Source organism: Nocardia sp. NPDC046473, from assembly GCF_040645995.1.
GTDB lineage: Bacteria > Actinomycetota > Actinomycetes > Mycobacteriales > Mycobacteriaceae > Nocardia.
Genome location: NZ_JBEYZJ010000001.1, coordinates 471,927 through 494,602, shown reverse-complemented (window position 1 = coordinate 494,602; position 22,676 = coordinate 471,927). Strand labels below are relative to the sequence as shown.

At 67.6% G+C, this 22,676-nt stretch carries 24 protein-coding genes; 12 read left to right on the top strand and 12 right to left on the bottom strand.

Annotated elements, in window-relative coordinates; genetic code table 11:
• The first annotated feature begins 77 nt into the window (after positions 1–77).
• Positions 78–647 (top strand): TetR/AcrR family transcriptional regulator, encoded by a 570-nt coding sequence (locus tag ABZ942_RS02335; protein ID WP_357378218.1) that lies wholly within the window; start codon positions 78–80, stop codon positions 645–647.
• A complete protein-coding gene (locus ABZ942_RS02330) occupies positions 644–1,174 on the top strand; it encodes a hypothetical protein (protein ID WP_357378216.1) in 531 nt (176 codons plus the stop codon). Before ABZ942_RS02335 ends, ABZ942_RS02330 begins: the two co-directional genes overlap by 4 nt.
• A 313-nt stretch (positions 1,175–1,487) precedes the next feature.
• Here the strand turns inward: ABZ942_RS02330 and ABZ942_RS02325 are convergent, their stop codons facing one another.
• On the bottom strand, positions 1,488–1,865 hold the full coding sequence (locus ABZ942_RS02325) for an SgcJ/EcaC family oxidoreductase (RefSeq protein WP_357378214.1): 378 nt from the start codon (positions 1,863–1,865) through the stop codon (positions 1,488–1,490).
• Between the two features lie 136 nt (positions 1,866–2,001).
• Between ABZ942_RS02325 and ABZ942_RS02320 the strand changes: the two genes are divergently transcribed.
• Both ABZ942_RS02320 and ABZ942_RS02315 read left to right on the top strand, forming a co-directional pair.
• Positions 2,002–2,175 carry a DUF1737 domain-containing protein gene (locus ABZ942_RS02320; RefSeq protein WP_357378213.1) on the top strand — a complete coding sequence of 58 codons (174 nt, stop codon included), beginning with the start codon at positions 2,002–2,004 and terminating at the stop codon, positions 2,173–2,175.
• A gap of 169 nt (positions 2,176–2,344) precedes the next feature.
• Positions 2,345–3,766 (top strand): short-chain fatty acyl-CoA regulator family protein, encoded by a 1,422-nt coding sequence (locus tag ABZ942_RS02315; RefSeq protein WP_357378211.1) that lies wholly within the window; start codon positions 2,345–2,347, stop codon positions 3,764–3,766.
• On the opposite strand, the gene ABZ942_RS02310 is transcribed toward ABZ942_RS02315, so the two are convergent.
• Positions 3,745–4,710: an LLM class flavin-dependent oxidoreductase gene (locus ABZ942_RS02310; RefSeq protein ID WP_357378209.1), complete on the bottom strand. Its 966-nt coding sequence runs from the start codon at positions 4,708–4,710 to the stop codon at positions 3,745–3,747. The two genes, ABZ942_RS02315 and ABZ942_RS02310, sit on opposite strands and share 22 nt — an antisense overlap.
• A gap of 141 nt (positions 4,711–4,851) precedes the next feature.
• Between ABZ942_RS02310 and ABZ942_RS02305 the strand changes: the two genes are divergently transcribed.
• A complete protein-coding gene (locus ABZ942_RS02305) occupies positions 4,852–5,256 on the top strand; it encodes a nuclear transport factor 2 family protein (protein WP_357378207.1) in 405 nt (134 codons plus the stop codon).
• Positions 5,257–5,286: 30 nt separating this feature from the next.
• Here the strand turns inward: ABZ942_RS02305 and recG are convergent, their stop codons facing one another.
• Together recG and ABZ942_RS02295 are read right to left on the bottom strand one after the other, a co-directional pair.
• Positions 5,287–7,572 (bottom strand): ATP-dependent DNA helicase RecG, encoded by a 2,286-nt coding sequence (gene recG / locus ABZ942_RS02300; protein WP_357378205.1) that lies wholly within the window; start codon positions 7,570–7,572, stop codon positions 5,287–5,289.
• The gene (locus tag ABZ942_RS02295) at positions 7,573–9,222 is read right to left on the bottom strand and encodes a DAK2 domain-containing protein (protein WP_357379330.1); all 1,650 of its coding nucleotides are present in this window, start codon (positions 9,220–9,222) and stop codon (positions 7,573–7,575) included.
• Between the two features lie 297 nt (positions 9,223–9,519).
• On the opposite strand from ABZ942_RS02295, the gene rpmB reads away from it, so the two are divergent.
• The 3 genes from rpmB to ABZ942_RS02280 all read left to right on the top strand — a co-directional run bounded on the left by rpmB (position 9,520) and on the right by ABZ942_RS02280 (position 11,127).
• Positions 9,520–9,711: a 50S ribosomal protein L28 gene (gene rpmB, locus ABZ942_RS02290; protein ID WP_011210730.1), complete on the top strand. Its 192-nt coding sequence runs from the start codon at positions 9,520–9,522 to the stop codon at positions 9,709–9,711.
• Between the two features lie 83 nt (positions 9,712–9,794).
• Positions 9,795–10,298: a GNAT family N-acetyltransferase gene (locus tag ABZ942_RS02285; RefSeq protein ID WP_357378203.1), complete on the top strand. Its 504-nt coding sequence runs from the start codon at positions 9,795–9,797 to the stop codon at positions 10,296–10,298.
• Positions 10,299–10,347: 49 nt separating this feature from the next.
• Positions 10,348–11,127: an enoyl-CoA hydratase-related protein gene (locus tag ABZ942_RS02280; protein ID WP_357378201.1), complete on the top strand. Its 780-nt coding sequence runs from the start codon at positions 10,348–10,350 to the stop codon at positions 11,125–11,127.
• 1 nt (position 11,128) lies between these two features.
• Here ABZ942_RS02280 and ABZ942_RS02275 read toward each other — a convergent pair whose 3' ends face one another.
• The 4 genes from ABZ942_RS02275 to ABZ942_RS02260 are packed head-to-tail and all read right to left on the bottom strand — an operon-like array spanning position 11,129 to position 14,047.
• Entirely contained in the window at positions 11,129–11,992 is an 864-nt protein-coding gene (locus tag ABZ942_RS02275) for an alpha/beta hydrolase (RefSeq protein WP_357378199.1), read from the bottom strand.
• A gap of 55 nt (positions 11,993–12,047) precedes the next feature.
• Positions 12,048–12,326: a hypothetical protein gene (locus tag ABZ942_RS02270; RefSeq protein WP_357378197.1), complete on the bottom strand. Its 279-nt coding sequence runs from the start codon at positions 12,324–12,326 to the stop codon at positions 12,048–12,050.
• Between the two features lie 54 nt (positions 12,327–12,380).
• Positions 12,381–13,064 (bottom strand): uracil-DNA glycosylase, encoded by a 684-nt coding sequence (locus ABZ942_RS02265; RefSeq protein WP_357378196.1) that lies wholly within the window; start codon positions 13,062–13,064, stop codon positions 12,381–12,383.
• Between the two features lie 11 nt (positions 13,065–13,075).
• Positions 13,076–14,047, bottom strand: coding sequence for a thiamine-phosphate kinase (locus ABZ942_RS02260; RefSeq protein ID WP_357378194.1), 972 nt, complete (start codon positions 14,045–14,047; stop codon positions 13,076–13,078).
• Between the two features lie 175 nt (positions 14,048–14,222).
• Between ABZ942_RS02260 and ABZ942_RS02255 the strand changes: the two genes are divergently transcribed.
• Positions 14,223–14,903: a DUF3515 domain-containing protein gene (locus ABZ942_RS02255; RefSeq protein WP_357378192.1), complete on the top strand. Its 681-nt coding sequence runs from the start codon at positions 14,223–14,225 to the stop codon at positions 14,901–14,903.
• A gap of 4 nt (positions 14,904–14,907) precedes the next feature.
• Here the strand turns inward: ABZ942_RS02255 and ABZ942_RS02250 are convergent, their stop codons facing one another.
• Complete coding sequence (locus ABZ942_RS02250; RefSeq protein WP_357378190.1) at positions 14,908–16,011, bottom strand: D-alanine--D-alanine ligase family protein; 1,104 nt, start codon at positions 16,009–16,011, stop codon at positions 14,908–14,910.
• A 79-nt stretch (positions 16,012–16,090) separates the two neighbouring features.
• On the bottom strand, positions 16,091–17,086 hold the full coding sequence (locus ABZ942_RS02245; protein ID WP_357378188.1) for an NAD(P)H-dependent glycerol-3-phosphate dehydrogenase: 996 nt from the start codon (positions 17,084–17,086) through the stop codon (positions 16,091–16,093).
• Positions 17,087–17,117: 31 nt separating this feature from the next.
• Here ABZ942_RS02245 and cofC point away from each other — a divergent pair, with 31 nt between their 5' ends.
• The 3 genes from cofC (at position 17,118) to ABZ942_RS02230 (ending at position 21,080) form a co-directional block, all read left to right on the top strand.
• The gene (gene cofC, locus ABZ942_RS02240; RefSeq protein ID WP_357378186.1) at positions 17,118–17,801 is read left to right on the top strand and encodes a 2-phospho-L-lactate guanylyltransferase; all 684 of its coding nucleotides are present in this window, start codon (positions 17,118–17,120) and stop codon (positions 17,799–17,801) included.
• A 160-nt stretch (positions 17,802–17,961) separates the two neighbouring features.
• Positions 17,962–20,121, top strand: a complete 2,160-nt coding sequence (locus tag ABZ942_RS02235) for an RNA degradosome polyphosphate kinase (RefSeq protein ID WP_357378184.1) — start codon at positions 17,962–17,964, stop codon at positions 20,119–20,121.
• 20 nt (positions 20,122–20,141) lie between these two features.
• A complete protein-coding gene (locus tag ABZ942_RS02230) occupies positions 20,142–21,080 on the top strand; it encodes an NUDIX hydrolase (RefSeq protein WP_357378182.1) in 939 nt (312 codons plus the stop codon).
• Positions 21,081–21,239: 159 nt separating this feature from the next.
• Here the strand turns inward: ABZ942_RS02230 and ABZ942_RS02225 are convergent, their stop codons facing one another.
• Together ABZ942_RS02225 and leuD are read right to left on the bottom strand one after the other, a co-directional pair.
• Complete coding sequence (locus ABZ942_RS02225; protein ID WP_357378180.1) at positions 21,240–21,899, bottom strand: HU family DNA-binding protein; 660 nt, start codon at positions 21,897–21,899, stop codon at positions 21,240–21,242.
• Positions 21,900–22,055: 156 nt separating this feature from the next.
• Complete coding sequence (leuD, locus tag ABZ942_RS02220; protein ID WP_357378178.1) at positions 22,056–22,664, bottom strand: 3-isopropylmalate dehydratase small subunit; 609 nt, start codon at positions 22,662–22,664, stop codon at positions 22,056–22,058.
• Positions 22,665–22,676 lie beyond the last annotated feature (12 nt).

Below are 22,676 nucleotides of genomic sequence, written 5' to 3'. Positions count from 1 at the left end.
TCGCGTTTCCCGGAGGGGGCTGAACTGCGTCTCGCGCCCCTCTTGTTTATGACTGACCGGTCATTCATAATCATGACATGCCGAAGAAAGTCGACCGAGCAGGCCGTCGAGAGGAGATCCTCGATGCCGCGGTCCGTGTGTTCGCCCGCAAGGGCTTCGCCGCCTCCCGCATCGAGGACGTCGCCGCCGAGGCGGGTATCGCCAAGGGCAGCGTGTACCTGTACTTCGACAGCCGAGATGCGTTGCTGGTCGGCGTCTTCCAGAGTTACGCCGCGCGCTCGGAGCAGGTACTGACCGAGCTCGGCACCGGAGCGGCGCTGGACCGCCTGGCCGAACTCATCCGCGGGACGATCGAACTGCTCGCCGCCCACCCCGATCATGCGCGCGTCCTGCTGGATGTCTGGGCGGCCAACCCGCCACTCGATATGGCAGCGGTGTATCACGAATATCGCTCGGCCATAGCGGATCTGCTGCGGCAGGCACAGGCCGAGGGCGCCTTGCGGCCCGGCATCGATGAACAGCATGCCGCGGTCATCGTGGGGGCTATCGAGGGCTGCCTCATCCAGGCCTTGGTCGACCCGAACGTATCCCTGCTCGCCTTGGCCGAGCCGGTGGTGCAGATCTGCGTGACAGGAATCCGTCGATGACTCTCACGGATCGACTGATCGCCCCGAACGCCAGCGCAGGCGAGGTCACCGCCGGTTTCGGCGCCGCATTCCTCGGCGCCGCACTGGCCTTCGGCCTGGCGCGGCACGCGGATCTCGCGTGGCTCGGCAGCGCCGTGGTCACCTTCGTCGCCTTCGACCTGTTCGGCGGTGCGGTCGTCAACGCGACCGATTCGGCGAAGCGCTGGTACCACCGGCCGGGCCGGACCGCCCGGCACCACCTCGGCTTCGTCGCCATCCACATTCAGCCGTTCCTGCTCGCCCTGGTGGTCCCCGGATTCGGCTGGCTCACGGCGGCCACCATCTACAGTCTGGCCCTGGCCGGCGCGATACTCGTCACGACCGCCCCACGAGAGCTGCGCCGCCCCATCGCCTTCGGCACCACCGCCATCGCACTCACCATCGCCACCAGCATGCTCACTATCCCGCACGTGGTGGCCTGGTTCGCTCCCCTCTTGCTGATCAAATTGCTACTCGCACATCTGCTTCCGGAGGACGCCGCCCACTGACGGTCGGTGCCGCCGCCCCAGCAGGAGGCACCGACCCTGCGACTTACTCGGGTTCAGGCTCCGGTCGCAGCCCTTGCCGCCGCCGTGACGTGTATCGCTCGCACGGCTCTTCGGCCCGCTTGACCGGTTGCAGCCGCGACCTGGAACTCATCCCTCTTCGCCACGCCGTATGACACCCGGGACAACGATCCATCCCAACCCCTCCTTGCACCTAGTGAAACCACTCCAATGAATCGCCCCTATCCACCTTCGACGCGTGCGCTCGCGGTTCGGTTCCGACCAGTTGCCACGAATTTCCCAGGGCGGCAGTCGGTCAGCCCTCCAGGTTGAAGGCCTGGTTGATGGCCCCCATGTCGAAGTAGTCGCGCCAGGCGACGATGGCCCCGTCCGCCACCTCGAAGACGCCGGTGACCGGGAGCGGAATGGCCCTGCCCGCGGTGCGCAAGGTGTCGGTGCGTTCGTTCATCACCAAGTTGCCGGAAACGATCTGGTGATGGATGTCGAAGTCGACGCCGTCGAAGGTGGCCAGGAAGCCGGTGAGGAAGTCGCGGATGGCGGTGCGGCCGACCACCGGTTCCATCGGAATGTTGTGGTATACCGCATCTTCGGCGAAGAAGGCGGCGATGCGCTCCGGATCCGGGTCGGACCAGCTGCGGCACATATCGCGGACGAGTTCGTCGGGAGTCGGCATGGGCGGGCTCACTTTCTGCTGCCGGGCGGGCGAACCGCGTAGTGCGCGACGCCCTCTCGATTGAACCAAGCAATTGCTCGGTTCGGAAGCTTTTGCTCTTCCGGGCCGTCGGCCCCGCGCGCCCTAGGCTGGCGGCATGAACGACCGACCACCGCGTTACCGCTTGATCACCGGCGTCGATGACGCCGCGTTCTGCGAACGGATCAGCGAACTGCTCGAGCAGGGCTATCGACTGCACGGCTCCCCCGCCGTTACCTTCAACGGCACCACCGTGATCGCGGCACAGGCGGTGATCCGGGACGACGATTAGCAGGCACGTAGGATGTGTTTCTTCGCCACCCCGTCTGAGCTGAGCAGCGACCGCCCTTCGCACGCTACACAGCCTGGATATCGCGCAAAATACCTTGCAGCGGCATATTTCCAGATAAAAGAAGCTTGGAAATGCGATGATTGCGAAGACCCGGGACTACGATCTTTCCGTGCGGAAGATGTATGCGGGCGCGCGCCTTCGGCGGTTGCGCGAGGAACGCAGACTCACCCAGGCGGCGCTGGCCAAGTCGCTTGATCTGTCACCCAGCTATCTCAATCAGCTGGAACGTGATCAGCGGCCGCTCACCATCCCGGTGCTGCTGAAACTCAACTCCACCTTCGACCTCGACGTCCAGTTCTTCGCCGCGGACTCGGACGCGCGCCTCGTGTCCGACCTGCACGAGGTGCTCATCGACGCCGCGGGCGGGCACACCGCGCCGCTGACCGAGGTGGAGGAGCTGGCGACCAGGCAGCCAGAGGTCGCCCGGATCGTCGTCGCGATGCATCGCCGGCTGCGCGCCGCCACCGACCAGCTCGACCTGCTCTCCGCCCGGGTGTCCGCGCCGACCGGCGCGCCGGGCATGCCCATGCCCTACGAGGATGTGCGGGACTTCTTCTACGACCACCACAATCACATCCCGCAGCTCGATATCGCCGCCGAGCAGCTGTTCGAGCAGTCCGGCCTGACCATCGGCTCGCTGGATCGCCAGCTCGCCAGGGTGGCCGAGGAGCGCGCCGGTGTCACCGTGCTGGTGCGCGGCGACGGCGCGGATCCGTCCATCCCGAAGCGGCAATACGATCCCGACAGCCGCACGCTGACCCTGGCCAGGCGACTTCGACCGGGGCAGCGCGCCTTTCAGATCGCGACCACGCTGGCGTTCCTGCTGTACGGGACCGAGCTGGACGGGGTGCTCGCCGAAACGCCCTCGCTCACCGGCGAATCCCGCACGCTGGCGCGGATCGGGCTGGCAAACTACTTCGCCGGCGCCCTGGTGCTGCCGTACGGGCGTTTCCTACGCTCGGCCGAGGAATTGCACTACGACATCGACCTGCTCGGCCTGCGCTTCGAGGTCGGCTTCGAAACCATCTGCCACCGGCTGAGCACGCTGCAGCGGCAAGGCCAGCGCGGGGTGCCGTTCTTCTTCGTCCGTACCGACCGCGCGGGCAATATCTCGAAACGCCAGTCCGCCACCGCCTTTCACTTCTCCCGGGTCGGTGGTAGCTGCCCGCTGTGGGTGGTGCACGAGGCGTTCGCGCATCCCGGCCGGATCCTGCCGCAGATCGCGGAGATGCCGGACGGGCGCCGCTACCTGTGGATCGCGCGCACCGCGATGACCGCGCCGCACGGATTCGGTACCGCGACAAAGAATTTCGCGATCGGTCTCGGCTGCGACATCGAATACGCGGATCGCCTGGTGTATTCGGCCGGACTCCAGCTCGACGATCCGACGACGGCGGTGCAGATCGGCGCTGGCTGCAAGGTCTGCGAGCGGCCGTCCTGCCCGCAACGCGCCTTCCCGCACATCGGCAGCCCGCTCGCGGTCACCGAGAACACCAGCACCGACCTGCCTTATCCGCGCATCGGTCGCTGATCCACACCGGTTACCACCCGCGATCGCAACGCAGGCAGGAGTTTCTCGGCGACCAGGTCGAGCTGGCGGTGCACGTCGAGGGAACCCAGGCGCAGGATGAGGTGAGTGGCGCCCGCGTCGAGGTAACGGGCCAGCCAGTCGGCGCAGTCCTCGGCGGTGCCGCCGAAATACGCTTGGATGGTGGACATTTCCGCTAAAGATCGGCGGTAGTACTGGCGCACATAGCCTTCCAGCTCGGCCTGCGCACGCGCCGAGTCGGGATCCAGCACGATCGTCGCGTACATCGCGGGAGTCACCGCGCGGGTCGTTTGCTGCTGGATCGCCTGCCAGGCACGGGCATACGCGGCCGGGTCCGGGAGGTAAGGCAGCCAACCGTCGTAATGGCGAGCGACGCGGGCCAGCACCTTCGGTGTGTCACTGCCCGCCAGCCAGAGCGGTGGCCCGCCCCGCGTCGAGGTCGGCAGCGCCCGCGCCAAATCGGCCAGCTGCCAATACTTTCCGTCGAACTCCGGTGCACCGGTCCAGGCCGCGCGCCAGATTCGCACCGTCTCGTCCAAGCGGCCGACCCGTTCATCGAACGGGATGCCGATCGCGTCGAACTCGGCTCGGCTCTCCGGCAGCGGAAATCCCGCGCCGAGTCCGAGGACGAGCCGGCCGGGACCGAGTTGGTCGACGGTCGCCGCCGCGTGCGCGCCGAGCAAAGGATGCCGCAATGTCGCGGTCCAGGCCGCGGTGCCCAGCCTGATCCGGGAGGTCGCGGCGGCGACGGCGCCGAGCAACGTCAGTGGATCAACCCTGGTGCGCGCCAACGGCGAATCACCGGTCCACACCGCATCGAATCCGGCGTCCTCGGCGACCTGCGCGAGACGCACCAGGCTCGGTGCGTCGTGCCGTCCGGTCATCGCGGTTTCCCGGCTCGGCAACAGAATTCCGACCTCGATCACGTGCTGATCGTCCCGCGCACGGCGTGCCTTGTCGATTACCCGACAGGTAATCGACAAGGTAGCGGATAGGGTGCCCGGCTTCGGCGCACGCATTCCATTCGTCCAAGCCTCGGCCCCGATGCCCGGTTTACCGTGCGAATCATGGCAACAACACACCCTTCCAGCACGGACAACACGATCAAGGATCGCCTGGTAGCGCTTCTCGACGAGTGGATGGCCGCCATCGTCACCAACGACGCGGCCAGGATCGCCGACTACATGACCGACGACTGGATCATGGTCTCCGAAAACGGGATCACGCCCGCCGCGCGGTTTCTCGCACTGGTCGAGTCCGGTGCGCTCAGCCATTCGGCGATGCAGCGGGTAAGCGACGCCACGATCGAATACCGGGGCAACGTCGCGGTGCTCACCGTGCGGGCCACCAATACCGCGCACTTCCAAGGCAAGCGGTTCGACGCCGACGAGTGGACGACGGACGTCTTCGTCGAGACCGAGCAGGGATGGCGGTGCTCGCTCACCCATATCACCGCCGTCACGACCGAATGAGGCGCCCCGATTCCGTTGCCGATCAACCGGTTACGACTTGGCCAGGTACTCCAGGCGTTCGGAGTCGACCGCCGCGTGCATCATGCTCGCCAAACCGGGATGCTTCTGCAAACCTGGATCGGCCTCGACCACCTCGCGAGCGAGTTCCTGTGCGGCGGTGATGACTTCGAGATCGTCGAGCAGCGACAGCAGCTTCAGCGAGCGAGCGGTGCCGGACTGGGCGGCGCCGAGCACATCGCCCTCGCGGCGGGTGCGCAGGTCGAGCACGGCGAGTTCGAAGCCGTCGGTGGTGGCGGCGACCGCGTCCAATCGGGCCATCGCCGAACCGTTGGGTGCGGAATCGGTGACCAGCAGGCACAGGCCGGGATGCTTGCCGCGGCCGATGCGGCCGCGTAGCTGATGCAGCTGGCTGACGCCGAAGCGGTCCGCATCGACGATCACCATCACGGTCGCGTTCGGCACGTCCACGCCGACCTCGACGACGGTCGTGCAGACCAGCACGTCGACCGAGCCGTCGTTGAAAGCGCGCATCACCTGGTCTTTTTCATCCGCTGGCAGGCGGCCGTGCAGCAGGCCGACGCGCAGTTCGGCCAGCGGGCCGGTGCTCAGCATCTCGAAGACGTCCAGCGCGGCCTGCGTTGTCGGGCCTTCCTTTTCGGGCTCGGCCGCCTTCGACTTGCCTTTGGCCGACTTACCGGAGGCCTCCTCGTCGTCACCGATGCGTGAGCACACCACATAGGCCTGCCGACCGGCCTTGACCTCCTCGACGATGCGCTCCCAGGCGCGGTCCACCCAGTTCGGATGCTGTCTGCGCGGAACAACTTTGGAGGTGATCGGCGAACGCCCCCTGGGCAGTTCGGTGAGTGTCGAGGTCTCCAGGTCGCCGAGGGTGGTCATGGCGATGGTGCGCGGGATCGGCGTGGCGGTCATCACCAGCAGATGCGGGCTGGTGCCTGCTTTCGCCTTGGCACGCAGTGCATCTCGCTGTTCGACACCGAAGCGGTGCTGCTCGTCGACGACCACCATGCCGAGGTCGAAGAACTCGACGTTGTCCTGGATCAGCGCGTGCGTGCCGATCACGATGCCCGCCTCACCGGTCATCGCCGCCAGCAGCGCGGCCTTCTTGGTCGCGGTCGACATCGAACCGGTGACCAGCACCACCTTGGTCGCGTTGTCGCCCGCGCCGAGTTCACCGGCGTTGCCGAGATCGCCGAGCATCCCGCGCAGGGACCGATAGTGCTGGGCGGCAAGAACTTCCGTCGGTGCGAGCAACGCGCACTGCTGACCGGCATCGACGATCTGCAGCATCGCCTGCAGCGCGACGATCGTCTTGCCCGAGCCGACCTCGCCCTGCAGCAAGCGGTGCATCGGATGGCTGCGCGACATGTCGGCGGAGATTTCCGAGATCACCTGCTGCTGGCCCGCGGTCAGCTCGAACGGCAGCCGCTTCTCGAACTCGGCGGCGATGCCGTCCGGTCGTGGCGGACACGGGCGCGCGGCGCGGCCGGACACCTCGTGGCGGCGTTCGGCGAGCACCAGCTGCAACGCCAGCGCCTCGTCGAAACGCAGACGCTGCTGTGCCTGTTCGATGTCGGCCTTGTGCTCGGGTAGGTGGATCAGGCGCAGCGCGTCGGAGATCTTCAGCAGCGAACGGTCGTCCCGGGTCGCGTCCGGTAGCGGATCGTCGATCGGGTCCAGCTGATCGAGCACCTGCCGCACGCAGGCGAGCACGTCCCAGCTCTGCACCTTCGCGGTGGCCGGGTACACCGGGATGAACTCCCGCTCCATGAACGAGGTGTCCACGCCCTCAGCGCCTTTCGCGCTCTGCGCCAGCCCGCGCAGGTCACCGCCGCCACGCACGGTCTTCACCGCGACGACCGACTCGTCGCCGTCGTTCTCGGGCAGGATCAGATAGCCAGGATGACTCAGGTTCCATTGACCGGGCCGCCAGTAGTTGACGGTGCCCGACATCATCGCCCGAAGACCTTCCCGGACAACATATTTCACCTTGTCACCGTTGAAGAAGGTGACGTCGACACCGCGGCCGGTGCCGGAACCGGTGTCCAGCACCACCTTCAGCAGCGAACCGCGCCGGTTGCGCATCGGCCGCAGCTCGGCCTTGGTGATCCGGCCGATCACGGTGATGTGCGTACCGTCTTCCGGCTCTTCCTCGGTGAGTGGCTGGCCCTGCGTCGCGTAGCGCAGCGGATAGTGCCGGAGCAGGTCCTCCACCGTGTGCATGTCGAACGCGTCGACCAGCGAGCCCGCCGCCTTCACGCCGAGAATATGGTCGAGCCGATCACTCAGGGTCGCCATCTACTCCACTCCGATCTGCACCAGATCCCCGTGCTGCCCACCGGAATACACGGTGACCTCCACGCCGGGGAAGCTTTCGCCGATGTGTGCCGCGAGTTCGCCGGCCAGGCCGTCCGGCGCCGCCGCACCCATCAGCAGGGTGACCAGCTCGCCGCCGAACGCGAGCATCCGGTCCAGCAGCGTCAGTCCGGCCGCCCGCACATCATGGTCGATCACTACGACATCCTGGCCGACCAGGCCCAGCCCGTCGCCCGCTTCGCAGGTGCCGACCATGGTGAGCGCCCGTTCCGGCGCGGCGCGCAACGACCCCCACCGGGTGGTCGCGGCGGCCTCCGACATGGCGAAGGCGTCGTCGACGGCGATCCGGCCGCGATCGTGTACGGCCAGCGCCGCGAGGCCCTGCACCATGGATCCGCTCGGCAGCAGCAGCACGTCGCGGTGCGCGTCACGGGCGGCGACACCGACCGCGACCAGGTCGTGCGCGGGTAACGCGCCGTTGGGCAGGACGAGCACCTCGCGGTTGGGCATGGCTCGGATCGCGGCGAGCAGGTCGGCGGCGGTCACCGCGCCGTCACCGGCGAGCACCACCGCTCCGGCGTCCTCGAACAGTTCGGCCGCGCCGTCACCGGCCGCTACCGCCAGGATCCCGCGGTCGGCGGGTCCGTCGACTTCCTTCGCGGAGTCCATGGTGGTGTGGGTGACGAGGTGGCCGGAGGTCATGTCGTGTGGCGTCTCGCGCCCGGACAGTCCGAAGCTCTCGATGCGGATCCCGCTGAGCCTTCCGGCGGCCAGCCCGGCTTCCACCGCAGCGCCCGCATCCGCGCAGTGCACGTGAGCAGACCAGAAAGAGTCGCCGTCGCCGACGACCACCACGGAGTCGCCGAGCTCGGCGAGACGCGCGCGCAGCTGCGCCATCTGGTCTTGGTCGGTGTCGGCGAGCAGGTACATCACCTCGTATTGTGGTTCCGCCGAACCGGTTTCGCGGTTTTCCTCGACGGATCGCACGGTGACGGGTGCACGCGGGGTGTACTCCGGGCGAGCGGGGATCTCCCCGAAGGTGATCGAGACCAGGCTGTCCAGCAGCACCACCAACCCGCGCGCACCCGCGTCGACCACGCCGGCCGCGCGCAGCACGCCGAGCTGGGATGGTGTGTCACCGAGCGCCTTGGCGGCACCGTCGGCGGCCGCCAAGGCCACCTCGGCGAGCGAGGTGTCCTGGCACGATGCCGCACTCGCGGCCGCACAGTCCAAGACGGTGAGGATGGTGCCTTCGATCGGCTCACTCAGTGCTTCGCGGACCAGGACCGAGGCACGGTTCAGGGCATCGCGCAAGGTGGTGGCGGTGAGTGGTTCGCCCCGGACGGCCTCGGCGATACCGCGCAGGACCTGCGACAGGATGATGCCGGAGTTGCCGCGCGCGCCGACGGTCGCGCCGCGCGCCATCGCGGCGGCGACATCGTGCGCCGACAACGCGTCCACCGGACCACGCGCCGCCGCGGCGTCCATCGCAGCGCGCATCGTGGCGAGCAGGTTGGTGCCGGTATCCGCGTCCGGGATAGGGAAGACATTGAGTGCGTTGATCTCCTCGCGCCGGCTTTCCAAACCGTCGAGGCAGGCTCGGCCCCAGCGCAGCAACGCCGTGCCGTCCATCACATCCCGCACTCCGGGCACCGTCACCCCTTTAATCGTCGCCACCTGCACCGCCCGCAAGGTTAGCGGGCGCAACCGACATACTGTCGGTAGCCACCACGCGTGCCAGCCAGGTCCGCAGCCCACCCGGTTTGGTGGATCCGGGGCGGTCCCGCTACCCTTGCAGGGTTGCCTTCGCGTGGCCGTTGCCGGTTTGCGCTGGCCGATGTACATCGGCAGGGGTACGTCAATACATTGTTTCCGGACATGCCGCCCGCGGGCGACGGTCCTCCACATGACATGAAGGAGTTCGCGACTATGGCTGCCGTCTGCGACGTCTGCGCCAAGGGCCCCGGCTTCGGGAAGTCGGTCTCGCACTCGCACCGGCGCACCAACCGTCGCTGGAACCCGAACATCCAGACCGTTCGCGCCCAGGTTGCGCCGGGTAACACCCGTCGCATGAACGTGTGCACCTCCTGCCTCAAGGCGGGCAAGGTCGTCCGCGGCTGATTGCCGCGGCAGACCGGTACGAGATCGACGCACGCCCCGGCACCCTCACGGGTGGTCCGGGGCTTCGTCATAGATAGGTGGGTATGACCGAGCCAGACTGGCGCATCATCCCACTTGCCGCCGAGCACGCCTACCCGCTCGCCGAATGCCACATCGCCTGCTGGCGCGAGGCCTACCGCGACCTGGTGCCCGCGCACGTGCTGGACGCATTCGACGTAGCGCGACGAGCCGAGCAGTGGGAGCGCAACCGGGTCAAGTACCCCGGACGCACCTGGGTCGCGCTGGTCGGTGCGCAGGTGATCGGCTTCGCCAGCGCGGGCGAGACACTCGACGATCCGCCGATACCCTCGCACCAACTGAACGCGCTGTACGTTCGTTCGCCTTGGTACGGCACAGGCGTCGCGCACGATCTGCTGCGAGCCGCGCTCGACCCGTCGGAGACGTACTCACTGTGGGTATTCGAGCAGAATCCGCGCGCACTGGCCTTCTACCGCAAGCACGGTTTCGTACTCGACGGCACCAGCAGAGTCGAAGCCTTCTCGCCGTCGATCGAGGTAAAGATGGTGCGCGCGCCCGGCACTGTGTGATGAAACCGGGCTTCCGGACCGTACATATGCACACAGTAGGGTGCTGATCATGACCTCCACCGAGCAAGCCGGGTACGTGACTTCCGTCGACGGCGTTCTGCAGATCACCATCGCGACCGCCGCGAATGGCACGTCCATGGACTTCGGCGGGATCGTCGCGGGCACGGCCGCGCTGCGCTCGCTCGGCTCCGAGGTCGGCGCGGTGCTGCTGACCGGCACCGGCGCGAACTTCTGCGCGGGCGGCAATGTCCGCGGCTTCGCGGCAGCGGCCGATCGGGCGGCCCACATCTATGGCCTGGCAACGGATCTGCACCACTTCGTGCGCGCACTCGACGCGACCACCATCCCGGTGGTCGTCGGCGTTCAAGGCTGGGCGGCGGGCGCCGGAATGAGCCTGGTCTGCGCCGCCGACATCGCACTGGGCGGGCCGAGCACCAAGCTGCGCCCGGCCTACCCCGGCATCGGCCTCAGCCCCGACGGCGGCATGTCCTGGACGCTGCCGCGCATCGTCGGACTCGGCCGGGCCCACGAAATCCTGCTCACCGACGCGGTTTTGGACGCCGACGAGGCCGTCCGGCTCGGCATCCTCAGCAGGCTGGTCGCCGATGACGAGGTGCAGGCCGAGGCGCTGAACCTGGCCCGAACCCTCGCCGCCGGACCGCGTTCCACCTACGCGAGCATCAAAACGCTTCTCGCACAGTCTGCTTCGTCGGCCCTCGGTGATCAGCTCGATCGCGAGCGCGACGCGATCGCCGCGGCGGCCAACAACGCGACCGGCCGCGAGGGCGTCGACGCGTTCGTCGAGAAGCGCAAGCCGAACTACCGGTAACTCACTGGTTGGTCTGCAGGACGAACTTCGCTACCGCGTCGGTGAACGAGTCGTTGTCGTCACCGGCCGCGGTGTGCGCGGCACCGCCGATCTCGACCAGCTGCAGGTGCGGCACCAACTCTTGAAAAGCCGCGGCGCCTTCGGAACTCACCACGTCCGACTGCAGGCCGCGCACCAGCAACACCGGAATCGTCAACTTGCGCGCGGCGGCTTCCAGCTGGTCGGTCATTTCCGACGCGTCCTCGACCCGGCCGGACAGCATGTCCGGGTCCCAGTGCCAGTACCAGCGACCGTCCCGCTCGCGCAGGTTGCGCAGCAGGCCGTCGGTGTTCTTCGGGCGCGGCCGATGCGGCAGGTATTCGGCGACGGCGTCGGCGACCTGCTCGAGACTGTCGAAGCCGCCGCGGTGCTTGCCGAGGAAGTCGATCACTCGCGCGACACCGGCCTTCTCGGGCCTGGTCACGATGTCGACGAGCACCAGCGCGCTGATCGCGTCGCCGCCGGGCGCGGCGGTAGCGAGCAGGCCGGTGATGCCGCCCATGCTCGCCCCGACCACGACGGCGGGCGCTCCGAGCTGTTCGAGCGCGAGTAGCAGGTCGCGCACCATGGTGTCGCGGCGGTAGTCGCCGTCTTCGGACCACGCGCTGTCGCCGTGTCCGCGCGCGTCCAGCGTGACCACGCGCATGCCCGCGGCACCGAGCTTCGCGCCGGTCTGTTTCCACGAGTGCCTGGTCTGCCCGCCGCCGTGCAGGAAGACGACGAGCGGACCGTCGGCCGGGCCGAACTGGTCGGCGGCCAGTTCGAGCCCACCCGAGCCGCGCAGCCGCAATGGCGTGGGCTCGAGAAGATTGTTCGCATTACTCACGAACCGAGGATCGCATAGAACCGGTTACGGTTCGCGGCGAGCCTGCCGAACTAGCTCAGCAGTCCCACTTGCCGGAAGCGCTGAGGGTGCGCTGCAGCAGGCAGGCCACCTTGGCGTTGACCGAGGAGGAAATGGTGGAGGAGCCGTTGGAGGTGAATTCCTCGCCGATCTGCGTCGACGAGGTGTCGGCGGCCGGGGCCGAGGTGGTCTCCGTGGCAGGCTCCAGCGGCAACCCAGAGGCATTCGCGGTCGCGGCGCCACCCGCGAGGGCGGCACAGAGGGCCAGGGTGGCGGTGGTGCCGCGCAGAACGCCGCGAACGGTGGTGTTGGGCATGGAAAAGCTCCTCACTCGACAATCAATCTAGGTAACTCACACACAGACGCCGGCTCAGGGCAGGCGCCAGTCAACGGGTTCGGCGCCGAGTTCGTCGAGCAGTTCGTTCACTCGGGAGAACGGGCGCGAACCGAAGAAACCGCGCGAGGCCGACAGCGGCGACGGATGCGCGGACTCGATGTAGGGGATCTCGGCCTCGACCAGGGTCGGCTTGAGGGTGGCCGCATCGCGGCCCCAGAGGATCGCGACCAGCGGCTCGTCCCGCGCGACCAGCGCGCGAATGGCCTGTTCGGTCACCGCCTCCCAGCCCTTACCGCGATGCGAGGCGGGCTGGCCCGGCGCCACCGTGAGCACCCTGTTCAGCATCAGCACGCCCTGATCGGACCAGGGGCTCAGGTCGCCGCAGGACGGCGTCGGGTGGCCGAGATCCTTGGTGTATTCGGCGAAGATGTTCGCCAGACTGCGCGGGACAGGTGAAACATCCGGCGCGACAGAGAAACTCAGGCCCATCGCGTGGCCCGGAGTCGGGTAGGGATCCTGGCCGACGACCAGCACGCGCACCGCGTCGAAGGGGCGCTGGAAGGCGCGTAGCACGTTCTCACCGGCGGGTAGATAGCCGCGGCCCGCCGCGTTCTCTTCGCGCAGGAACTCGCCCATGGCGGAAATGCGTTCCGCCACCGACTCCAGTGCCTTCGCCCATCCCGGATCCACAATTTCCGACAGTGGTTTCGCGCCCATGACCGCACAACTTATCGTGGTTCGCTCGCGACCGCCGAGTCCGCCCCACCGAATGATTCCCAGCCGGCGCTGCCCGACCGCGCGGCGCCGTCGACCGTGACGCCGTGACCGGCGCACACGCGGCCGATCGGCATCCATCCGGCGGGCAGGTCACAGTCCGGCGACCAGGTTCCGGCGAACGCGTGATCCTCGCCGCCGGTCAGAATCCATTGCGCCGCATCGGCATCCATGCGGGCGGCGATATCGGCGAGTGCCCGATCGTGCAATGCGGACGAATCCAGATCAATAGCGGCACCGGATAATTCGGCGATATGGCCGAGATCCGCCAGTAGGCCGTCGGACACATCGGTCAGTGCATTCAGGCCCGTTTCCGTCTGCGCATTCAGGACTGCCGGATACGGCGGCTGCGGGACACGGTGCGCGGCAAGCGCTTCGGCGAAGTCGGCGGATCCGGTGCCCGCGGTCAGGATCGCGAGGCCCGCGGCCGACCAGCCGAGGCGACCGGCGACGGCGACCGTGTCCCCCACGCGCGCACCGGCTCTCGTGATGGCCGCGCGGCCCCGCAGATCGCCGAACGCGGTGACCGAGATGACGAGCTCGCGGCTGCGAACCAGGTCGCCGCCCGCGATGGAGGCGCCCGCGCGAGTCGCCTCGGCCCACATTCCGTCGGTCAGGCCGTCGATCACATCCAATGTGGTGTCGGCCGGGCAGCCGAGCGCCACCACGAACGCGCTCGGCCACGCGCCCATCGCGACCACATCGGCCGCATTCTGCGCGATCGCCTTGCGCCCGATGTCCTCGGGACTCGACCAGTCGAGGCGGAAATGCCGGTCCTGCACGAGCATGTCGGTGGTGACCACGAACCGGCCGTCCGGCGCGGCGACCAGGGCGGCGTCGTCGCCGGGCCCGAGCAGCACGCTCGGCGCTTGGACCCGGCCGCGGTTGATCCGCTCGATCAGCGCGAACTCGCCGAGTTCACGCACCGTCCTTGGCCCCGTGTGCTCGCTGATGACCGGTCCTTTCAGACGCGCCGACGGCTGGAATCGACCCGAAGGTACCCTTTTCAGGGCAATCGACTGCTACCGGGCCGGTCACGGCACCCGCGCCTGCGCGCGGCCGCCGACCACCCGGCTAGCGCAACAGGAAGGATCGGTGAGCATGGCGGCGGAATCGTCGGACCACGATTCGGCGAAGGGCACGGCCGGACAGGTCGCCGAGAGCACCGTGGACAGTCCGCCGGACACCGAATCCGCGACCTCGGATACCGACACCGCGACCAGCGGCACCGACTCGACCGCGAGCACGCGCCAGCACTCCCCGGCACTCATCGCCACCGCCGTGGCATTACCGGTCGCGCTGGTCGTCGCCGTGCTGGTGATCGCGATCTTCGCCCGCAACGCCCCCGTCGAACGCGAACCGCTGGTCCTCGGCCCGGTCCCCGCGCCCGCCGCGACCGGCCCCGCCTGCACCAACCTGCTGCCCGCCCTGCCGACCGAACTCGGCGACTACACCAAATCCACCCTCGTCGAACCCTCCCCACCGGCCACCCGCGCCTGGCAGCACACCGACGGCGGCGACCCGATCGTGCTGCGCTGCGGCCTGGACCGCCCGCTCGAATTCAACCGCGCGTCCGCATTGCAGATCGTGAACGGCGTCCAGTGGTTCGAGGCCCGCGACCAAGCCGCCAAGGCAAGCACCTGGTTCGCCGTCGACCGTGAGACCTACATCGCGCTGACCGTCCCCGACGGCTCCGGCCCCACCCCGCTGCAAGCGGTCTCCGACACCATCACCGCCAACCTGCCCGCGATGCCGCTCGATCCGGGCCCGCTCCCCAACTGAGGCGCTAGCGCAGTCCGGTGCCGCGCGCGAGGGCCGTCTCGACCAGGATGGACACCAGGTCCTGGTAGTCGATGCCGGTGGCCTCCCACATCCGCGGGTACTGGGAGATCGGCGTGAAGCCGGGCATGGTGTTGATCTCGTTGATCACCGGTCCGTCGGCGGTGACGAAGAAGTCGACGCGGGCCAGGCCCTGACAGTCCAGTGCGCGGAACGCCCGGACCGCGAGTTCCCGGACGCTGTCGGAGACTTCGTCGTCCAGCTTCGCCGGCACGTCGAATTCGCAGACATCGTCGAGGTATTTGGTCTCGAAGTCGTAGAACTCGGGGTTCGCGGCGGTCGCGCCTTCCTCCGGCATCCGGATCTCCGACAGCACACTGGCTTCCACCCGGCCGTCCGGGAATTCCAGTACGCCGCACTCGACTTCGCGGCCGACGATGCCCGCCTCGACGATCACCTTCGGGTCGTGCGCCCGGGCCGTGGCGATGGCCGCGGCCAACCCGGTCCAGTCGTCGACCTTCGTGATGCCGATCGACGAACCGCCGCGCGCGGGCTTCACGAACACCGGCAGCCCCAGCCGGGCCCGGTCCGCCTCGCTCACCGTCTCGGTGCCCGGCCGCAGCACCACCTGGACGCCGACCGGCAAGCCTTCTGCCGCAAGGAGTTTCTTGGTGAACTCCTTGTCCATGCTCGCCGCGCTGGCCAGCACGCCCGCCCCGACGTAAGGCACTCCGGCGAGCTCCAACATGCCCTGCAGGGTGCCGTCCTCACCGAACGGACCGTGCAACAGCGGGAACACCACATCCACTGAACCGAGGGTGGCGCCGGGATCGTCGAGTGCGACAAGCGCACCCGAGTTACTCGGACCGGACGCCAGGGTCAACGCCGTACCGGTGGCGTCGACCGACGGCAGCGCGCGATCGTGGAACCCGAGCGCCGCGATGTTCGAATCGGCCAGCACCCAGGTGCCTTCGGTGCTGATGCCGATCGGCACGACGTCGTACTTTTCCGGGTCCAGGTTCGGCAGCACGCTGCCCGCCGACACGCAGGAGACGGCGTGCTCATTGCTCCGCCCGCCGAAAACCACAGCCACCCGGATCCGCTTCGTCATGCCCCGAACCGTACCCGTCGCGGCGCACGGTCCCCACCGCTACCCAGTGGCGTAACTGCGGCGCGTGTCCGTGCTGGGACTACTCCGGCTTGATCCGCCGGCCGAGCAGATTGCCGACGGCTTCGCGCACCGCCATGCCCTCGTGGCAGACCTGGTTCACCGCGGTGGTGAGCGGCATGTCGACGTCGTGTTTCACGGCCAGTGCGCGAATCGAGGTGCAGGACTTCACGCCCTCGGCCACCTGGCCGTGCGTCGCCTCCTGCGCGCTTTCCATCGAACCGCCCGCGCCGAGCGCATGGCCGAACGAGCGGTTGCGCGACAGCGGTGAGGTGCAGGTGGCGACCAGGTCGCCGACGCCCGCCAGGCCGGAGAGGGTGGCCGGTTCGGCGCCGAGGGCCACGCCGAGCCGGATGATCTCGGCGAGGCCGCGGGTGATGATGCTGGCGACGGTGTTGTCCCCCAAGCCCATTCCGGAGGCGATGCCACAGGCGAGGGCGATCACGTTCTTGCTCGCGCCGCCGACCTCGCAGCCGATCACATCGATGTTGGTGTAGGGCCGGAAGTATCCGGTGGCACACGCGTGCTGCAAAGCCACGGCACGATCGGTGTCGGTACAGGCGATCACGGTGGCGGCGGGCTGACCGACGGCGATCTCGTGCGCCAGATTCGGGCCGGACAGCACCGCGATGCGGCTCTCGTCGGCCCCGGTGACCTCGCCGATCACCTGACTCATCCGCAGCAGCGTGCCGTTCTCGATGCCCTTGGCCAGGCTGAGCAACGACGCGTCGGACGGAATCAGCCCCTTCCACTGTTCGAGATTCGCGCGCAGCGATTGGGACGGCACCGCGAGCACCACGATGTCGGCGCCGTCCAGCGCGACGGCCGGGTCGTGCGTGGCCGCCAGCGGGGGCAGCGGAATATCGGTGAGGTAAGAGGGATTGCGATGTTGGGTGTGCAGTATTTCGGCGACTTCGGGTCGTCGCGCCCAGATGGTGACCTCGGTTCCCGCGTCCGCCAACACCTTCGCGAACGCGGTCCCCCAAGATCCCGCGCCCATAACTGCCGCCCTCGTCATCTGCCCAATATGCCATGGAAGGATTGGACGCATGCGCCCGCACGCTGTGCATGCCGTGATCGCGGTGAAGAGCCTCGATCAGGCCAAGAGCCGACTGGCCGACCGGCTGCGCCCGGAACACCGGGCCCGGCTGGTCCTCGCCATGCTCGCCGACACCTTGACCGCCGCCGCGGCCGTTCCGGAGATCGCCTCGGTCGTCGTGGTCACGCCCGATCCGGTCGTGGCCGACCTGGCACGGTCGATGGGCGCCGCGGTGCATCCCGAGCCACGCCCCGCCGGACTGGACGGACTGAACAGCGCGCTGGCCGACGCCGCGGCCGGGCTGCGGCACCGGCATGGTCCGGTCGATCTACTCGCGTTGCAGGCCGACCTGCCCGCGTTGCGCGCGGAGGAACTGGCCGACGTACTGACGCTCGCGCCGCGCGGGCTGCGCTCGATCGTGGTGGATCACGCAGGCACCGGCACGGCCGCGCTACTTGTCCGCGATCCCGTCGCCGACCTCGAACCCCGGTTCGGCCCCGGGTCGGCGGGCAAACACATCGCCGCCGGTGCGGTGGATCTGACGGGCGATTGGCCCGGTTTACGGCTGGATGTCGACACGGCCGAGGACCTGGACCTGGCCATTGAGCTGGGCGCGGGAAATGCGACCAGCGTCGCGCTGCACGACATCGGCTGGCCAGATCGTGTTCATCAGCCGGTTCGCCGAGTGTGCTAGGAGATCGCCAGCGCGTGGTGATGCTCATGGCAATCATAGTGTCGGGCTCCACAGCACCCGGTTCGTAGGGGATGATCGTTGGCGTGAGTGAGCGAAGCGAGCTATCCAACTGCCAGCGCGCATCGCGCGTGTCGGTGCCCAGCCCCAGCGAGGTAACGGCATGAGCGATACAGAGACCGTCAAGCCGCAGTTGCTTCCGACGCCGCCACCCGCGGCGACGCCGGTGCAGACCGATGCCACCGTCGAACAGTTGCCACGTGATCGCTACCTCAACCGCGAGTTGAGCTGGCTCGATTTCAACGCCCGGGTGCTCGCGCTCGCCGAGGACGCGTCGCTGTCGCTGCTGGAGCGCGCCAAATTCTTGGCCATCTTCGCGTCGAACCTCGACGAGTTCTATATGGTCCGGGTCGCGGGTCTGAAGCGCCGCGCCGAAACCGGTCTACTGGTCCGTTCCGCGGATGGACGCTCACCCGGCGAGCAGCTGGAACTGATCGCCGCCCGCGCGCAGGAAATCGCCGTGCGGCACGCGCGGGTCTTCCTCGACGACGTGCTGCCCGCACTCACCGCCGAGGGCATCGCGATCATCGACTGGACCGACCTGAACGACGATGAGCGCCAACGTCTCTCGGGCCACTTCCAGGATCAGGTCTTCCCGGTGCTCACCCCGCTCGCGGTGGATCCGGCGCATCCGTTCCCCTACATCAGCGGCCTGAGCCTGAATCTCGCGGTGACGGTGAAGGATTCCGCTACCGGCGGCGAGCACTTCGCGCGAGTCAAGGTGCCGGACAACGTCGATCGGTTCGTCCGGGTGCGCCGCACCGACGCCGGTTCGACCATCGCCGCCTTCCTGCCGATGGAGGAGCTGATCGCGGCGCACCTCGATCTGCTGTTCCCCGGCATGGAAGTGGTTGAGCAGCACTCGTTCCGGATCACCCGCAACGCCGACTTCGAGGTCGATGAGGACCGCGACGAGGATCTGCTGCAGGCGCTGGAACGCGAACTCGCGCGCCGCCGCTTCGGATCGCCGGTGCGCCTCGAGGTCTCCGACGACATGACCGAGCACATGCTCGAATTGCTGCTGCGCGAACTGGATGTCGATCCAGGCGATGTGATCCAGGTACCCGGCCTGCTCGACCTGTCTTGCCTATGGCAGGTGTACGGGGTGGATCGACCCAACCTCAAAGACGCGCCCTACGTGCCCGCCACCCCGCCCGCGTTCGGCGAGCGGGAGACCCCGCGCAATGTGTTCGCGGCGCTGCGCGAGGGCGACGTGCTGGTGCACCACCCCTACGACTCGTTCTCCACCAGCGTGCAGCGGTTCATCGAACAGGCCGCCGCCGACCCGCAGGTGCTCGCGATCAAGCAGACGCTCTACCGCACCTCCGGTGACTCACCGATCGTCAACGCGCTCATCGACGCGGCCGAGGCGGGCAAGCAGGTCGTCGCGCTGGTCGAGATCAAGGCGCGATTCGACGAACAGGCCAACATCAAATGGGCCCGCGCGCTGGAACAGGCCGGCGTGCACGTGGTCTACGGCCTCATCGGCCTCAAGACGCACTGCAAGACCTGCCTGGTGGTGCGGCGCGAGGGCGCGACCATCCGCCGCTACTGCCACATCGGCACCGGCAACTACAACCCGAAGACCGCGCGGCTCTACGAGGATGTCGGATTGCTCACCGCCGCACCGGAAATCGGCGCGGACCTGACCGACCTGTTCAATTCGCTGACCGGTTACTCGCGAAAAGAGAACTACCGCAACCTGCTTGTCGCGCCGCACGGCGTGCGCGCCGGCATCATCGAGCGGATCCAGCGCGAGACCGAACTGGCCGCGCAGGGCAAGGACGCCCGAATCCGCTTGAAGGCCAACGCGATCGTCGACGAGGAGATTATCGACGCGCTGTATCGGGCCTCGCTGGCCGGCGTTCCGGTGCAGATCGTGGTGCGCGGCATCTGCGGACTGCGCCCCGGCGTGCCGGGCATGAGCGAGAACATCGAGGTGCGCTCGATCCTCGGCCGCTTCCTGGAACATTCGCGGGTGATGCACTTTCAGGCGCAAGATCAGTACTGGATCGGCAGCGCGGACATGATGCACCGCAACCTCGACCGGCGCGTGGAAGTGATGGCGCAGGTGAAGGATCCGCGGCTGACCGAACAGCTCGGGCAGGTCTTCGACTCCGCGTTGCATCCCGACACCCGCTGCTGGGTACTCACCTCGGATGGCAATTGGCTGGCCCGACCCGAGCACGCGGGCGACGACGACGTCAAAGTACGTGACCACCAAGAGTTCTTGATGCGCCTGCGGAGGCCCGAACAGCAGTGAGTGGTGCTACGGGGTACGAAATGGAAGGGGGACCCTTCTGGGATCCCCGTATTACCGCCAACATTCACGCCGCGGGCGCGGTGGTCTGGCGGCGGGCGACGAACGGCGCGCTGGAGATCGCCGTCGTGCACCGGCCGAAGTATCAGGATTGGTCGCTGCCCAAGGGCAAGCTCGATCCCGGTGAGACGCCGGTGCTCGCCGCGGTCCGTGAGGTCCGCGAGGAGACCGGTCTGGACTGCAAGCTCGGCCGCTACCTCGGCCACGTCACCTATCCCGTTCCGGGACACCGCAAGCTGAAGCGGGTCGACTACTGGGCGGCCGAGGTGGCCGGCGGCGAGTTCACCTCGAATGACGAAGTGGACGTGCTGAATTGGTACGCGCTGGACCAGGTGATGGAGCAGTTGTCCTATCCGATGGATCGGCAGGTGCTGCGCGCGTTCACCCGGCTGCCCGCGAACACCCGCACCATGCTGTTGGTGCGGCACGCGAAAGCTGGTCGGCGAGACCGCTTCTCCGGTCCCGATCCGCTGCGCCCACTGGATCGGTCCGGACAGGCCCAAGCGCGGGCCCTGGTGTCGAATCTGCTGGCGTTCGGGGCATCTGAGATCCACTCCGCCGATCCGGTGCGCTGCGTGCAGACGGTGACGCCGCTGGCCGAGAAGCTCGACACCGAGATCATCCTCGAGCCGCTGCTTTCCGAAATCGGTTATGCCGCAGCGCAGGACGAGACGCGGCAGCGGATCCTTGCGCTGATCCCCGATACCGAGGTGCCCGTTGTTTGCAGTCAGGGCAAGGTAATTCCCGATCTGCTGCGGTGGTGGGCCGAGCGCGACGGCGTCACGCTGCCGTCCGCGCGCAACCGCAAGGGCAGTGTGTGGGTGCTGTCCTTCGTCGACGGCCGGCTGGTCGCCGCCGACCATCTGGACCGGTCGCTGAACGCCGACTTCGTGAAGGCCTGACCATCCGAGCAGTAAACCGGACTCTGATGCTCTGAAAGACCGCCCTGGACAACCGAAACGGCCCCGGAACCTTGGTTCCGGGGCCGTGTTCGATCGGTACAGCGGATGTTTCGGCCTTACGGCCGGTCATCCGGCGCCAATACCGTACTGGCGCAGTATCTAGCGGCGACCGCGAGCGGGAGCCTTCTTGGCAGCCGACTTCTTGGCCGGAGCCTTCTTGGCGACCGTCTTCTTGGCGGCGGTCTTCTTGGCCACCGTCTTCTTGGCGGCGGTGACCTTCTTGGCCGGAGCCTTCTTCACCGCGGTCTTCTTGGCGACCGTCTTCTTGGCGGGCGCCTTGGCCGCAGTCGTCTTGCGAGCAGCGGTCTTTGCGGGCGCCTTCTTGGCGGCCTTCTTCGCCGTGGTCTTGGCCGGGCCCTTCGTGGGGGTGGCCTTCTTGGCGGCGGTCTTCTTCGCCGCCGTCTTCTTGGCGGCCGCCTTCTTGGCTGCCACCGGGGCATTCACGCCGCGCTTGACGGCGGGACCGCTCTGGGCGAGCTTCTGCTTGCCCGCGATCACGGCCTTGAACTGAGCACCCGGACGGAACGCAGGCACCGAAGTGGGCTTCACCTTGACGGTTTCGCCGGTGCGCGGGTTCCTGGCAACTCGAGCCGCACGCTTACGCTGTTCGAACACACCGAATCCGGTGATTGTGACGCTCTGACCCTTGTGCACCGCGCGCACGATGGTGTCGACCACATGCTCGACTGCCGCGGTGGCCGTGCGCCTATCAGTACCCAACTTTTCGGTCAGAACGTCGATCAGTTCCGCCTTGTTCATTGAATCCTCCGCAGACTAATGGCCCGTCGTCGGACCGACTAGGTACCACGGTAAACCCAGAATGGGCAAGAGTCTATGTGCCACGCCAAAATTCATGTGGTTTAGCACACGTCCAGCTATCGGCCCCGGTGCCATCCAGCTAACACCCAAGGGTGTTTAGGACTGCGAAATACGTGCTGGCAGGGTAGTGGGTTTCCATGCTGGCCTTGCGTTTTCGAACTCGGTGATGGTGTCGCTGCGGCGCAGCGTGAGCCCGATGTCGTCCAATCCTTCGAGCAGACGCCACCGCGTGTAGTCATCAATATCGAACGGCAACACGGCGGTTCCGGCAGTCACCGTGCGCGCCTCGAGGTCCACAACCAATTCGAGTCCGGGCTGTTCCTCGAGCAACTTCCAGAGCATTTCGACATCGTTCTGTGACATCTGAGCGGCCAACAGCCCACCCTTACCGGCATTGCCGCGGAAGATGTCGGCGAAGCGAGACGAGATCACCACCCGAAAGCCGTAGTCCGACAGCGCCCAAACGGCGTGCTCACGAGAGGATCCCGTGCCGAAATCGGGACCCGCTACCAGCACACTGCCCCGGTTGTACGGCTCGTTGTTCAGAATGAAGTCCGGATCGTTACGCCACGCGGCGAAGAGTCCGTCCTCGAATCCCGTGCGGGTCACCCGCTTCAGGTACACGGCCGGGATGATCTGATCGGTATCGACATTGGAACGGCGGAACGGCACGCCGATCCCCTTGTGCACGGTGAAGGCTTCCATTGATTCTCCTGA

Bases quoted from the DNA above. Each gene is read 5' to 3' on its own strand.
- ABZ942_RS02335 (WP_357378218.1), top strand. From the start codon at position 78: ATGCCGAAGAAAGTCGACCGAGCAGGCCGTCGAGAGGAGATCCTCGAT.
- ABZ942_RS02330 (WP_357378216.1), top strand. From the start codon at position 644: ATGACTCTCACGGATCGACTGATCGCCCCGAACGCCAGCGCAGGCGAG.
- ABZ942_RS02325 (WP_357378214.1), bottom strand. From the start codon at position 1,865: ATGCCGACTCCCGACGAACTCGTCCGCGATATGTGCCGCAGCTGGTCC.
- ABZ942_RS02320 (WP_357378213.1), top strand. From the start codon at position 2,002: ATGAACGACCGACCACCGCGTTACCGCTTGATCACCGGCGTCGATGAC.
- ABZ942_RS02305 (WP_357378207.1), top strand. From the start codon at position 4,852: ATGGCAACAACACACCCTTCCAGCACGGACAACACGATCAAGGATCGC.
- recG (WP_357378205.1), bottom strand. From the start codon at position 7,572: ATGGCGACCCTGAGTGATCGGCTCGACCATATTCTCGGCGTGAAGGCG.
- ABZ942_RS02295 (WP_357379330.1), bottom strand. From the start codon at position 9,222: ATGGACGGCACGGCGTTGCTGCGCTGGGGCCGAGCCTGCCTCGACGGT.
- rpmB (WP_011210730.1), top strand. From the start codon at position 9,520: ATGGCTGCCGTCTGCGACGTCTGCGCCAAGGGCCCCGGCTTCGGGAAG.
- ABZ942_RS02285 (WP_357378203.1), top strand. From the start codon at position 9,795: ATGACCGAGCCAGACTGGCGCATCATCCCACTTGCCGCCGAGCACGCC.
- ABZ942_RS02280 (WP_357378201.1), top strand. From the start codon at position 10,348: ATGACCTCCACCGAGCAAGCCGGGTACGTGACTTCCGTCGACGGCGTT.
- ABZ942_RS02270 (WP_357378197.1), bottom strand. From the start codon at position 12,326: ATGCCCAACACCACCGTTCGCGGCGTTCTGCGCGGCACCACCGCCACC.
- ABZ942_RS02265 (WP_357378196.1), bottom strand. From the start codon at position 13,064: ATGGGCGCGAAACCACTGTCGGAAATTGTGGATCCGGGATGGGCGAAG.
- ABZ942_RS02255 (WP_357378192.1), top strand. From the start codon at position 14,223: ATGGCGGCGGAATCGTCGGACCACGATTCGGCGAAGGGCACGGCCGGA.
- ABZ942_RS02250 (WP_357378190.1), bottom strand. From the start codon at position 16,011: ATGACGAAGCGGATCCGGGTGGCTGTGGTTTTCGGCGGGCGGAGCAAT.
- ABZ942_RS02245 (WP_357378188.1), bottom strand. From the start codon at position 17,086: ATGACGAGGGCGGCAGTTATGGGCGCGGGATCTTGGGGGACCGCGTTC.
- cofC (WP_357378186.1), top strand. From the start codon at position 17,118: ATGCGCCCGCACGCTGTGCATGCCGTGATCGCGGTGAAGAGCCTCGAT.
- ABZ942_RS02235 (WP_357378184.1), top strand. From the start codon at position 17,962: ATGAGCGATACAGAGACCGTCAAGCCGCAGTTGCTTCCGACGCCGCCA.
- ABZ942_RS02230 (WP_357378182.1), top strand. From the start codon at position 20,142: ATGGAAGGGGGACCCTTCTGGGATCCCCGTATTACCGCCAACATTCAC.
- ABZ942_RS02225 (WP_357378180.1), bottom strand. From the start codon at position 21,899: ATGAACAAGGCGGAACTGATCGACGTTCTGACCGAAAAGTTGGGTACT.
- leuD (WP_357378178.1), bottom strand. From the start codon at position 22,664: ATGGAAGCCTTCACCGTGCACAAGGGGATCGGCGTGCCGTTCCGCCGT.